This window comes from Enterobacter sp. C3_dUdeg, from assembly GCF_057536195.1.
Map to the genome: position 1 here is coordinate 1125114 of NZ_BAAKFX010000001.1, position 12771 is coordinate 1137884.

A 12771-nucleotide genomic window follows, 5' to 3' on the forward strand; every position below is an offset into this window, starting at 1 on the left:
CTCAGAACAGATCGCTGCGCGATTTCAGCAGGGTTTCAACGTCTTTATCGACCTTAATGTGGATCTCATGTTCGATTTTGACATTCATATTAATTGTAATCGGCTCCTTTGGCGCAGCGACTTCAATGCGCGGCGTACAGCCGGTCAGTAGCGCGGCAACGGCAACGGTGAGCACACCAGCCATCTTTTTCATTGTTGTTCCTCACTTTCCTTGCCAGTCGAACTGCGGGGAGCAGGTATCGCCGCATGTTGCTCAAACCAGGTTTGCAGATTGTCCCCAAAGCGCAGGCTGCGCCAGAGGGTAAAGACATTCTCATCATGGGTATAGTTCAGGTTGACGGAGCTGCTTTTGCCATCCACCCGGCTGGTCCCCTTGATGGTCGCCTGCATGGTTAATTCACCCAGATTATCTAAATTGATTCTCGTCCACGAACGCGAAATTTCCATATAGCGGAGCCAGTTAATCGCGGCGCCCGCCACCATATTATCTTTCACGATGGCGTCTGCCGTATCTTTGTCGATGCGCAGCGTCATTGGCCCCGGGTTGGTCAGCCAGCCATCTTTAATGATCCATTTTTCATTGTCCAGCCAGAACGGCAGCGCCCCGCTCACCGGCCCTGACATGGCAAACTGTTTCGGATTAACGGCGCTAATCAGCTCGCTCGAAGAGATATTGTCCACGCGCAGCAGGGCCGGATCGTGCTGCGGCATCCGCAGCTGCTGCATGGTGATTTTCCCGCCGAGGGTTTCCACCTTCACGTTGGTGAGGAGCAGCGGATTGTCCTCCGTCCAGGGATAATCCCCCTGTAGATCGGCGGTAATGTTGCGCGCGGTCACCAGGTTTTCCACTTCGCCTATGCGCAACGTGACCGGACCGCGCGTGCCGAGAGACCAGGTACCCTCGCTGAAGCGGAACGGCAGCACAAAATCGACGCCGTTAATCTGGTTATCCGGCATCCAGGCGCTGCCGGATTTCAGCACGCCGTGCCCGCCCGCCTCAAAGCCCTGATCGGCCGCCGCCGAGAAGGCGACCTGCGCGTAAAGCTCCCCGTCGCGCAGCGTCATTTTCCAGTCCGGCGGGATCAGCGGCTGGAAGACGGTGAGCGACTGTTTTGGCCACCAGGCCTGCCCGCGAAGGCGCACGCCATCCCAGCGTCCGTTCACCTGTACCGGGCCGATTTTGTCCGCATGGAGGTCGCCCTTGAACTGAAAAATGGTCGGGTCGGTGCCGTCGACGCTGAAGGTCAGGACCGAGGGCGGCAACGCGCTGCCGCCGGAGAAACGGGTTTGCCCGGCGTTGAGCGACAGCGCGCCGCTGAAGGCCGGTTTTTCGGGGTCACGCAGCCAGCGCACCGGTTGATCCAGCACCAGACGCGGCTTGCTGACCTCCATCGTGCCGTACTGGAGCTTGTCAAAACCGGTGGAGAGCGCCGTCAGCTCAATAAGATTGTCGCGCCACTCGCCTTTCCCGGCGACATCCCAGCGGGCATGCATCGGCGTAAAACCGCCTTTCCCCCAGTAGCGCCACTGCCACAGGCCGTTATCAGGTAAAAAGTCGTTGGCCTGGCCGTCCAGATGGAGTTCAAAATCGCCCATCTCGTTTTCATGAGCGCGCAGAATCGCCTGTAAACGACCGTCCACGCCCTTCTGCGTCAGCTTCACACCCGCCAGCGGCCAGCGGATTTCATCGATATCGAGTGAGTCAATGATGCGCCCGCGCGAGCGGAGCAGCGCGCCCGGCTCAAAGGCCAGCTGCGGTTCATACAGGCTGCCGGTCAGCGTGGCGGGCAATTTTGCGTAAAGAATGAGATCGTTTTGCTTCGCCTCGCCGCTCAGATGTAGGGGCATGTCGCTGTTTTCCATGCTGAGCCTGCCGGGCCCAATGTTCAGTACCGCGTTGCCTTTCCCCGCATCACCCTGGGTAAGCACATTCAGCCGTCCGGTCAGGGTGGTGTTATCCAGCCCCTGCTGCCAGTTGTCGGCGCGAAGGGATACCCGCCCGCTCAGCGGCATACCCGAGAGATCCCAGTTCCAGCGCCCGTCGCTGATGTTCAGCTGCTGCGCGGTGATCTGCCACGGCAGGTCGAGCAGCGGATCGGGATTATCCCGCGCCATCACCACCAGCTGTCCCTGATTGTCTTCCCAGTCCAGATCGGCATCGACCAGAGACGTCAACTGTGGCACGTTAAAGGTCGCGACCGCGTGGCCCTTCACCGGCACGCCATCCGGTACCAGCGGCAAGGTAAACTCGCCCACCAGCTTAATCGGCTGCGGCTGGTCCGGGAGCTGGACATCGAACTGGCTGACCGAGAGCGTCTGACCGCGAAGCGTGCCTTTAATGCTGACCTGCTCGCCTTTATAGGCGATCTCCTGAATGGACGGCGTCAGCGACGCATGCAGCTCGCCCTGCCACTCCTGCCAGGGCGACAGCGTCAGACGGTGAACCGTGATCCAGGTATTGGGTAACACCGCCTGCCACTGTGCCAGCGTTTTGGGGGCGACCGTTGAGGGCGCAGACTGGGGAATTTTGCTCAGACAGACGGAGTTAAGATCCAGCGCGCCGATATCCAGCTTCCAGCGGCTCGGGTGTGACAGCGTCACGTTATCGATGCGGGCAATTTCGCAGTCTTCAACCAGATAGCGAAGATCGGGGATCACCAGCGCGTGGCGGGTCAGTTTCGGACTCTCTTCAAAAGCGATGCGCGTCCCGACGGGCAGCCAGATCCCGGCGAGCGTCGGTACCCACTGGGCGAGCGTCATCAGCAGCGTCAGCGGCAACAATATGAACAGCAGTAAAAGCGCAAGAGCGGCTTTGTATTTACCCTTCATGGGCAGTTAATATCCTGATTTAGCGAAAGAATTAAGCCGGCAGTGCCGATCATTGTCGCATGTTTAGCCAGTCAGTTGAAGTCAAAGCCAGGTTTAAGGATAGATGCTGTAACGTTAAGTTGCGAAACTAGGGCCGGTTCCGTGGCATTGCCAGCAGGTAAAGCATGGCGAATATCAATGACCCCCAATACACCGAGTCGTACCGCCAGGGATCAAAATCAATATGTAAAAAACCGCTAACAAACTCATAGCCGTTGGCAAAAACGTTAATTTGAATGGCTGCGATGGCTATCACAAATAGCGTATAGGCAATGAACAGAGGATATTTACGCAGCCTGTCGACCTTGAGTTTCCCCATCAACAGTAAGAATAAAACCGCAATAGATACAACAAAATAGTACAAGGCGGGCAGCATCGGCGGAGATAAGGACAACTCCAATTGTTGCGACATGCATCATTCTCCATATTTGTCAGAAACTCACCTGGTTCCTAATATCTTTCCATCTCATACGTAGGCATTGCAGTTTTCATGCCCTCTTGCCATTCTTTAACCTAATCCAGACAGGCGTTTCTCACATCCTCTACCCACTCCATTATCCGCTACATGCCCTGTTCAGATCCGCGCCGAAGATTTCTCGTAGTAAGAATATCATGGAGTTAGGGTGTACATATGCTCTAGAATAATTGATAGAACTTATTGAATTCAATAATATTTTAGAAATTGTAAGATAATTTTAATCATGCTAACGTGAATGCAAAATCACTGGAGAAAGTCTTATGAAACTCGCGGTATATAGCACAAAGCAGTACGACAAAAAGTATCTGCAACATGTTAACGAGGCTTACGGGTTTGAGCTTGAATTTTTCGACTTTCTGCTGTCCGAAAAAACCGCCAAAACGGCGCACGGCTGTGAAGGCGTCTGCATTTTTGTTAACGACGACGGCAGTCGTCCGGTGCTGGAAGAGTTGAAAAAACAGGGCGTGAAATATATCGCCCTGCGCTGCGCGGGCTTTAATAACGTGGACCTCGACGCGGCGAAAGAGCTGGGTCTGAGGGTGGTGCGCGTCCCGGCTTACTCCCCGGAAGCGGTCGCGGAACATGCAATTGGCATGATGATGTCGCTCAACCGTCGTATTCACCGCGCTTATCAGCGCACCCGTGATGCCAACTTCTCTCTGGAAGGGCTGACCGGCTTTACCATGTACGGCAAAACCGCGGGCGTGATCGGCACCGGTAAAATTGGCGTCGCCGCCCTGCGCATTCTGAAAGGCTTCGGCATGCGTCTGCTGGCGTTCGATCCATACCCGAGCGCCGCTGCGCTGGAGCTGGGCGTGGAATACGTCGACCTGCAGACCCTGTTCTCCCAGTCTGACGTGATCTCCCTGCACTGCCCGCTGACGCCGGAGAACTACCACCTGCTTAACCAGGCGGCGTTTGACCAGATGAAAGATGGCGTGATGATCATCAACACCAGCCGCGGCGGGCTGGTTGACTCTCAGGCCGCTATCGAAGCGCTGAAAACCCAGAAAATTGGCGCGCTGGGAATGGACGTGTACGAGAACGAACGCGATCTGTTCTTTGAAGACAAGTCGAATGATGTGATCCAGGACGACGTGTTCCGCCGCCTGTCAGCCTGTCATAACGTGCTGTTTACCGGACACCAGGCGTTTCTGACTGCCGAAGCGCTGATCAGCATTTCAGAAACCACGCTGGGTAACCTGCAGCAGCTGGAAAAGGGCGAAGCGTGCCCTAACGAACTGGCGTAAGCGTGACGCCGGGTGGCGGCTATGCCCCACCCGGCGTACTGTCAGTTTCCCAGGTCCGGTGCGCAAAGTACCACCATAGTAGTACGGCCACCAGCGCAATCGCGCTCAGAACACTGAATGCCGTGGCAAATGAGTAATGACCGGCAATCGTGCCGGTTAACGCCGGGCTCATGGATGCCCCAACCCCCTGCATCAGCATCACCACACTCTGCCCCGCATTGACGTGCCCGCTCCCGCGCAACAGCACCACGATAAACGACGGCACCGCGACGCCCAGGATCCCTGCGGCGAGCCCGTCGAGAATTTGTACCGGGATCATCATGAGCGGCGCGTCCGTCGACGCCGCCAGCGCGGCGCGCACCGGCATCGCCAGCAGCGCCAGCATAATCAAGCGCCAGTAGCCGTAGCGGTCTATTCGGTGGGCGACCCAGATGGCGACGGGGATCATCACGGCCTGAGAGATGATAACGGTGCCCGCCGCGTACAAACCGGGGTTGATCGAGGCGGGCGCGGCGGCCACCCTCATGCTCAGCATCGGCAGCAGCGCGGCGTTCGCCAGGTGAAACAGCAGCAGCGTCAGTCCGGTCACTAACAGCGCCCGGTTTTTAATCAGCACGGCAAAGCCGGGAACCGGCAGGCTCGCTGAAGAAGAGAGCCCCCTCGCCGCGTCGTTATCGATATCCCCGTTGCGAATGGCAAGCAGCGCACAGAGCGTTAACAGCGTGGTACAGGTCATCAGCAGGAAAATCCCGCCGACGCCCCAGTACCACGCAATGCCCCCTGCAATCAGTGCGGTAACAAAGTTGCCGCCGTGATTGAACGCCTCATTTTTGCCCATCTGCGCGCTGAACCCGCTCTGGCCGGTCAGCCCCAGGGTAATCCCGGCGATCAGCGGCCCGACAAACGCCGCACAGATGCCGGAGACAATTTGCGAAACGGCGACAACAGCGCTCTGCTGGCTAAACCAGAGCAGCAGCGTGCTAAGAGTGATAAGCAGGCACACCAACGCCAGCACGGTCCGCTTGCTGCGTGAGGTGTCGGTGATGAATCCCGCCGGGAGCGTGGCCAGTAGTCCCGCCATCCCACCGGCCGTCATCAGGATGCCGATATCATCGGGAGCCCAGTGGCGTTCGGTCAGAAAAATACCGAGAAAAGGACCGAGGCCATCGCGGACATCCGCGATGAAAAAACTTGTCAGGCATAATGCCCGCAGCGAACGAAGAGACATACTTCCTGCCTTTGTCTGTTATCGCCTGTAAAAAAGGAAATGTAGTATAGCGGGTATTTTTTAAAATCAGATGACGTCTTAAAAAATATGCCTTGCGAACTTAAACAATTCATAACGGAGGCTGTTTTTTCGCTTTACTCATTATCGACCCTGACTATACTGGCAATAAATTTTCACAGGAGTCCTTCGTTGGAAAGTTATTTTATTGTTGATACGAAGGTAAGCTAGCGCGATTTCCTCGCTGCTTACCTGAAACGGTGGGCAGCAATCCTCTTTAAGCGATTGTATCCCGAAATAGTAAAACCACTCAATTTGTGGGGCATCGCATGTTCATGTTTACACATTCACTCTTTCCGCCACCGTCGTCCTGACACGTTTAGCATTTAAACGGCGTTATGATGTGCTTAGCAAAGCACTGACGCTTATTATTTAATAACGTTAACAGGCGACAGGCTGATGTTCCCTTATATCTCTCATCTGCTCGCAGCGATGCTGCTGGGCGCAATTATTGGCGCGGAAAGACAGTGGCGCCAGCGTATGGCCGGACTTCGTACCAATGCACTGGTTGCCACGGGTGCGGCAGTGTTCATTTTAAGTTCGGTATCGACTTCTCCTGATAGCCCGGGGCGTATCGCAGCGCAGATCGTCTCCGGAATCGGCTTTCTTGGCGCTGGCGTCATTATGCGTGAAGGAATGAATATTCGTGGTTTAAACACCGCCGCAACGCTGTGGTGCTCGGCCGGAATTGGCGTACTGTGCGGATTAGGCCAGTTCTGGAATGCCGCCATGGCCAGCCTAATTATTCTCTGCGCTAACATATTGCTTCGCGAAGCCGCGCAGCGAATTAATCAACTGCCCGTGCTCCATGAAGGCGAAAAATGCTATGTCCTTAAAATCATCTGCAATGATGAGCATGAAGATGCGGTGCGGCAGAGCGTCGTAAATATGGCGAAAGAGTTGACGTTAAGTCTGAAAGCGATTTATTCCGCTACGGCGCAAGCAGAAGGTAAAACCGAAATTCGGGCGGAGGTGATGACCCGGGAGGAATACCGAAAATTACTCGATCTGATTATGGGGAATATGGGCGGGAATAAAATTATCGCGTCCGTCAGCTGTCACGCAATATGAACAAGGTACCGGGCATTGCGCCCGGTTGAGGCTTTGGCGTTTTGCAGAAAACGGACCGTGACGCGGAGAGATTCATCCCCGAATGCCCCTGTTCGTTGTCACGCCACGTTAACGAGATCAGGGCTGGTTCGACTGTACGCCTATCACATAACCGAAATTTGTCCCCGTTATGACAGCTTGCTCTCTGTTTTCCTGAAATTAACGGTCTACCCTGAATTGTGTGAAAAACACTCAGGAGGGACAAATGTATAACTCAATTTTGGTTCCAATTGACATTTCGGAGGATAGCCTGACGCACATGGTTATCCCCTTCGTTCAGGCACATACAGCACTTAACACAGCTAAAGTTCACTTTCTTACCGTCATTCCATCGCTTCCGTATTATTCATCATTAGGTTTGGCCTATTCGGTTGAAATGCCGAAGCTGAAAGAGTTCCAGCACGCGGCCTTAGCGAAGCTGGATGAAATCGTTAAGCAATTCAAAATTCCTCCAGACAAGATACAGACTCACGCCGTGACGGGATCTCCAAAGGATCAAATCCTTAAGCTCGCTGACACGATCGATGCCGACCTGATTATCATCGCTTCCCACAAACCTGACATATCTACGTATCTGTTGGGTTCGAACGCTGCGGCAGTGGTTCGGCATGCGAAATGCCCTGTCCTGGTCGTAAGATAGAAAGCGGCGTTTACGATCGTGGATACGAACGGAGAGCGGATAACAAAAACCGGGCGAGAAGCCCGGTTTTTCATTTACGCTTTCCTGAGTGAAAACGCGATTTAGAGATTTACTCTGTTGGCGTTTAAATTTAAGTCCGCAATGGCGGCCGGTTTTCCAAGCAGGTAGCCCTGAACTTCATCACATTTATTTTTTTTCAGAAAAGACAGCTGTTCGACGGTCTCCACCCCTTCTGCGGTTACCGCCATGGAATAGGCTTTCCCCAGGTCGATAATTTTCTCCACGACTGACTGGTTCTGCGGCGAGTCACCGAGGGTAAAAATAAAGCTCTTGTCGAGCTTAAGCCCGTCAAACTGAAACTTCCGCAGATAGCTCAGAGAGGCATAGCCGGTACCGAAATCGTCAATCAGAATGCGGACGCCCATTCTTTTGAGAGACTTCATGGTCTGCAATGTTTTTTCCGGGTCGGAAAGCGTAACGTTTTCAGTGACTTCAATTTCCAGCCGGTTGGATTCAAGCCCCGTTTCGTGAAGGATCTCTTTTATTCTTTCGGCAAGATCGCTTGCCTGGAATTCGATAGCAGAAATATTGACGGAGACCGATAATCCCGGCAATTTGTCTTTCGTCTCCGTACAGGCTTTGCGTATGACCCAGTTGGTCAGGCTAATAATCAGCCCGGTTTCTTCTGCCAGCGGGATAAACTGATCGGGCATTATGGTCCCCCGAGCCGGGTGCTGCCAGCGCACCAGCGCTTCGACGGCCTCAATTTTAGAATACCGGAGGTTATAACGCGGCTGGTAAACCAGGTAGAGCTGTTCTTCGCGAATCGCGGTCTTGAGTTCTAATTCCAGTTTCCTGCGTTCAGTCAACTTTTCCGACATATCCGGGCGATAATAGACCCATCGGTTTCTGCCGGATTGTTTCGCCTGATACAGCGCAATATCCGCGTAGCGTAGAAGATCGTTTGCGCTGCTGCTATCCCGGGGAGCCAGCGCAATGCCCATGCTTACGCCTATCGCCACATCATTGCCCTCAATGGCGAAAGGACGGTTAAGTTCGTGCACGATACGACGACACACCTCCTCAATCTGGTCTTGCTGGCTGGTGTTGCCGAGGAGAAGCATAAATTCATCCCCTCCCTGCCGTGCGACAAAATCACCTCGACGTACGCAATTTTTAAGACGTGAAGCGACCTCGCCAAGCAGGGCATCGCCGGTGGAGTGCCCGAAAATATCATTGACGGGTTTAAACTTGTCTAAATCAAGGCAAATCATGGCAAACGGATAACGGTTGAGGTCTTCTTTCGCCAACTGGCCAGCCAGAAATTCCTTAATATGATACCGGTTCGGCAGACCGGTTAATTCATCATGGCGTGACAGGAACTCCACGCGTTTTGTTGCTTCAACTTCCTGAGAGACGTCGGTTGCCGCGCCTCGCAACACCACCGTTCCATCAGGCTGAGCAGAAAACTTTGCCAGAAGCGTGCAATATGACGTGTTTTTTTGCGCATGAGTATAAGGACAGTTTTTAAATTCAAAGCGTTCGGTTAAATCCCGCTGCCCGGCGCAGTCATGTGATAATCCGCCTGTCGCCGGAAAGAGTTCATCCAACCTACGGCCTATCCATTTGCTATTTTCATATCCCGTTATTGTAGAAAAACGACCCGATAGCCACGTTATCCTTAACGATAAATCTGTTTCCCAGAACCAGTCGCTGGTTGTTTCACTGACGTCCCGGAATCTTTTTTCACTCGTAATAAGATTCAACCGCGCCTGCTCAAGGAGAAACGTATTTTCGTCAAGCATTCTCGCCTTGTGCATAATATGGCGCATTAATATCACCGTCATCGATACCGTCAGAACGACGGAAAGAATGAGCAATGGCAAAAAATAAATTATTAACGCCTGGCCGGGATTTTCACCGTCCCAGATAATTTGCACATCCCCGTTTTGGGTGCTTAAGGTAAATTCCGTCTGATTATTTATTTGAGAAGTGGCTGGATCAGATGAAGTCCGAACGTTCTGGATGCCGTCATCCTGACCAATCGTGAGGAGTTTTTTAGCCGTCAACTTGTCTATAAACACCATTGTCGACGGTTTTCCGGGCATGGTTTGCACGCTCGTATCATCGCCCGTCGTTATCCATTGCGCAGAAACAATGGCCGGCACGGAATCGATAAGCGCTAGCACAGAAACCGGCACTCCCTTTTTTATACTCAACTCATGGAGTAAACGGTCTTTGGTTGATTTGTCTAACCAGCGCTCCAGCTCCTGAAGCTTCAGCTTCCCGTCAACCACGCTGTATCGCGTGCTCCCTTCCGGAGAGAGAACAAACACCCCTTCGTAGCCAAAGTTGTCATACAGGGACTTACCCAGGTTCTGCTTATCCCATGCCCAGTGAACGTCATTGTTCAGATGAAGATGTTTGTAGGCATCTCCCCACTCGGCATTGTCTTTCAAATGACTTCGCATGCTCTCCTGGCGGGTCTCCAGGGCTTTCCTTAACAAAAATTCATCGTGCTTGTCGCTGATTTCATTCACATTATCTTTTATTATTAGCAGGGAAATTATTGCCGCAATAAAAATACTTATCAACAACGTTACAATATAAGTAAAGGTTTTATTTATCAGGCCTTTAGAAGGCTCGGTATCCGTGAAGCTCGGATTGTTCAGAGGTAGGGTCATCTTTCGCCTTCTTAACTGCTACTGCGTCGATTTTTATGCCACTTTCATTTATCGGCACAAAATAACAAAAATTTATAGCTAAAAATCCGAAGCTAAAGGTTTTTATTTTTACAATCCAGAACAAACTATTAACCATTAATTCATTTAAAGCCTAATCTTGGCTAATTAAATATACTGTTCGAAGTAAGTTTTAATCTCACCTGTTTTATTTATAAAGAAAATATATTAAAACTGTTTTTGCAGAAGACGTTACAAGCACGTTGGAGCCTATAAAAAAACCGGGCGTAAAGCCCGGTTCTTTTTTCTGACGAGACTGGCTCTATTCGCTCAACCCGCGATTTTCCAGCATCGGTTCAATCTTCGGATCGTGCCCGCGCCAGTTGCGATACAGTTCAGCCAGATCCGTGCTGTTACCACGGGACAAAATCGCCTCGCGGAATTTTTGTCCGTTTTCACGAGTCAGGCCGCCCTGTTCGACAAACCACTGATAGCCATCGTCCGCCAGCATTTGCGTCCACAGGTAGGCGTAATATCCCGCCGCGTAGCCGCCGCCGAAAATATGGGCAAAATAGCTGCTGCGATAGCGCGGCGGTACGGCGGGCAGATCCAGCCCCTCTTTTTTCAGTGCTGCCGCTTCAAACGCGTCTACGCTCGAAACGGCTTCGCTAATCCCGTGCCAGTTCATGTCCAGCAGCGCGGCAGCCAGCAGCTCCGTCATGTCATAACCCTTGTTGAAATGGGTCGCGTTGAGCATGCTTTCCCGCAGCGCGTCCGGCATCGGTTCACCGGTTTCGTAATGGCGGGCGTAGTGGGTAAACACCTGCGGATGGCTGGCCCAGTGTTCGTTGATCTGCGACGGGAATTCAACGAAATCACGCGGCGTATTGGTCCCGGAGAGCGTGGCGAAACGCTGGCTGGCAAACAGACCGTGCAGCGTATGGCCAAACTCGTGGAACAGGGTGATCACGTCATCCCAGGAGAGAAGCGCGACGCCGCCGTTAGCCGGTTTTTGGTAATTACAGACGTTGTAGATCACCGGACGGGCGGCAAGCTCGAAGGATTGCTCGACGAAATTCCCCATCCAGGCCCCGCCCTGCTTGGAATAGCGGGCAAAAAAGTCGCCGTAAAACAGCGCCATGCCCTCACCGGTGTGGTCGAAAATTTCCCAGACGCGGACGTCCGGGTGATACACCGGAATATCGAAGCGCTCCACAAAGCGGATGCCAAACAGCTGGCTTGCGGCCCAGAATACGCCATCGTGCAATACGGTATTGAGCGCAAAATAGGGTTTGATTTGCGATTCATCGAGGGCATATTTTGCCTGACGCACGCGCTCGGCATAAAAGGCCCAGTCCCAGGCCTGTACGGTGAAACCGCCCTGCTCGTCATCAATCACTTTCTGAATATCGGCCTGCTCGCGCTCTGCCCGGGCTCGGGCGGCGGGCACAATGCCGCGCATAAATTCCAGCGCGGCGTCCGGGGTTTTCGCCATCTGGTCGGCGATACTCCAGCTGGCGTAATCGTCAAATCCCAGCAGGCGGGCCTGCCGGGCGCGCAGCGCCGTAAGGCGGAGGATCAGCTCGCGAGTGTCGTTTTCATCCCCTTTCTGGGTGCGCGTCCAGCCTGCGTTGAACAGGTTTTCGCGGGTCTGACGATTGCGCAGCGCGGAAAGCGCGGGCTGCTGAGTCGTGTTCAGAAGCGGGATCAGCCAGCGGTCGTTTAACCCTCGCTCCGCGGCAGCCTGCGCCGCGTCGGCAATCTCGCTGGCGCTGAGCCCATCAAGCTGGTGCGCGTAATCCACCACCAGCCCGCCCGTCTTATCGGCAGCCAGCAGACGCTGATTAAACTGGCTGGTCAGGGTCGCCGCCTCGGTATTCAGCGCCTTCAGCTCGGCTTTTTCCTTTTCATTCAGACGCGCGCCGGCCAGAATAAACTGCTGATACGTCTCCTCGACCAGCCGACGGGATTCGGCGTCCAGCGCGGCACGGTCCTGCCAGACGCTCTCCGCGCGGGCGAAAAGGGTGTCATTCAGCCAGATGTCGTTTGCCAGCGCGGCAAGCTCGGTGGAGAACTGCTCCTCAAGCTCCTGCAGATACGCATTGGTGTGTGCGGAGGTCATAGCGAAGAACACGCTGCTGACGCGCGAGAGCAAAGCGCCGCTTTTCTCCAGCGCCAGCACGGTGTTGGTGAAGTCCGGCGCAGCGGTTTGGGACACAATGGCGTCTACGTCCGCCCGCTTCTGGCGAAGCGCTTCATCGAAGGCCGGGCGATAGTGGCTATCGTTGATTTCATCAAAATGGGGGGCCTGGTAAGGCAGCAGGCTGATGTCAAAAAAGGGATTCGTGGCCGTCATCTTTCGCTCCTGAGTACGGGTATCCTCCCAGAGTAGGTCAGGCCGCCATCCCCTGCAACGCCGTCATACAAATGTTGCCTTAACGCACCCTCTGCGGCCGTGC

Annotated in this window: 9 protein-coding genes; 3 read left to right on the plus strand and 6 right to left on the minus strand. The window is 53.8% G+C overall.

Features of this window, described 5'->3' with window-relative positions:
* Nucleotide 1 precedes the first annotated feature (1 nt).
* From AC27FC_RS05230 to AC27FC_RS05240, 3 genes are all read right to left on the minus strand, one after another.
* Nucleotides 2-193 carry a YnbE family lipoprotein gene (locus AC27FC_RS05230; protein WP_014169918.1) on the minus strand — a complete coding sequence of 64 codons (192 nt, stop codon included), beginning with the start codon at nt 191-193 and terminating at the stop codon, nt 2-4.
* On the minus strand, nt 190-2829 hold the full coding sequence (locus tag AC27FC_RS05235; RefSeq protein WP_112778267.1) for a YdbH family protein: 2640 nt from the start codon (nt 2827-2829) through the stop codon (nt 190-192). Before AC27FC_RS05235 ends, AC27FC_RS05230 begins: the two co-directional genes overlap by 4 nt.
* Nucleotides 2830-2956: 127 nt before the next feature.
* Complete coding sequence (locus AC27FC_RS05240; RefSeq protein WP_094935210.1) at nt 2957-3280, minus strand: hypothetical protein; 324 nt, start codon at nt 3278-3280, stop codon at nt 2957-2959.
* A gap of 326 nt (nt 3281-3606) precedes the next feature.
* Between AC27FC_RS05240 and AC27FC_RS05245 the strand changes: the two genes are divergently transcribed.
* Complete coding sequence (locus tag AC27FC_RS05245; protein ID WP_033145411.1) at nt 3607-4596, plus strand: 2-hydroxyacid dehydrogenase; 990 nt, start codon at nt 3607-3609, stop codon at nt 4594-4596.
* Nucleotides 4597-4615: 19 nt separating this feature from the next.
* Here AC27FC_RS05245 and AC27FC_RS05250 read toward each other — a convergent pair whose 3' ends face one another.
* Nucleotides 4616-5824 (minus strand): MFS transporter, encoded by a 1209-nt coding sequence (locus AC27FC_RS05250; protein ID WP_487159848.1) that lies wholly within the window; start codon nt 5822-5824, stop codon nt 4616-4618.
* Nucleotides 5825-6280: 456 nt separating this feature from the next.
* On the opposite strand from AC27FC_RS05250, the gene AC27FC_RS05255 reads away from it, so the two are divergent.
* Together AC27FC_RS05255 and uspF are read left to right on the plus strand one after the other, a co-directional pair.
* Nucleotides 6281-6952: an MgtC family protein gene (locus tag AC27FC_RS05255; protein WP_039262658.1), complete on the plus strand. Its 672-nt coding sequence runs from the start codon at nt 6281-6283 to the stop codon at nt 6950-6952.
* Between the two features lie 244 nt (nt 6953-7196).
* Complete coding sequence (uspF, locus tag AC27FC_RS05260; RefSeq protein WP_023292544.1) at nt 7197-7631, plus strand: universal stress protein UspF; 435 nt, start codon at nt 7197-7199, stop codon at nt 7629-7631.
* 101 nt (nt 7632-7732) lie between these two features.
* On the opposite strand, the gene AC27FC_RS05265 is transcribed toward uspF, so the two are convergent.
* Together AC27FC_RS05265 and dcp are read right to left on the minus strand one after the other, a co-directional pair.
* Complete coding sequence (locus AC27FC_RS05265) at nt 7733-10315, minus strand: bifunctional diguanylate cyclase/phosphodiesterase (protein ID WP_196354459.1); 2583 nt, start codon at nt 10313-10315, stop codon at nt 7733-7735.
* A gap of 319 nt (nt 10316-10634) precedes the next feature.
* Nucleotides 10635-12668, minus strand: a complete 2034-nt coding sequence (gene dcp, locus AC27FC_RS05270; RefSeq protein WP_196354461.1) for a peptidyl-dipeptidase Dcp — start codon at nt 12666-12668, stop codon at nt 10635-10637.
* Nucleotides 12669-12771: the final 103 nt, after the last annotated feature.

Coding starts and splice junctions, on each gene's coding strand:
- AC27FC_RS05230 (WP_014169918.1), bottom strand. CDS start 193: ATGAAAAAGATGGCTGGTGTGCTCACCGTTGCCGTTGCCGCGCTACTG.
- AC27FC_RS05235 (WP_112778267.1), bottom strand. CDS start 2,829: ATGAAGGGTAAATACAAAGCCGCTCTTGCGCTTTTACTGCTGTTCATA.
- AC27FC_RS05240 (WP_094935210.1), bottom strand. CDS start 3,280: ATGTCGCAACAATTGGAGTTGTCCTTATCTCCGCCGATGCTGCCCGCC.
- AC27FC_RS05245 (WP_033145411.1), top strand. CDS start 3,607: ATGAAACTCGCGGTATATAGCACAAAGCAGTACGACAAAAAGTATCTG.
- AC27FC_RS05250 (WP_487159848.1), bottom strand. CDS start 5,824: ATGTCTCTTCGTTCGCTGCGGGCATTATGCCTGACAAGTTTTTTCATC.
- AC27FC_RS05255 (WP_039262658.1), top strand. CDS start 6,281: ATGTTCCCTTATATCTCTCATCTGCTCGCAGCGATGCTGCTGGGCGCA.
- uspF (WP_023292544.1), top strand. CDS start 7,197: ATGTATAACTCAATTTTGGTTCCAATTGACATTTCGGAGGATAGCCTG.
- AC27FC_RS05265 (WP_196354459.1), bottom strand. CDS start 10,315: ATGACCCTACCTCTGAACAATCCGAGCTTCACGGATACCGAGCCTTCT.
- dcp (WP_196354461.1), bottom strand. CDS start 12,668: ATGACGGCCACGAATCCCTTTTTTGACATCAGCCTGCTGCCTTACCAG.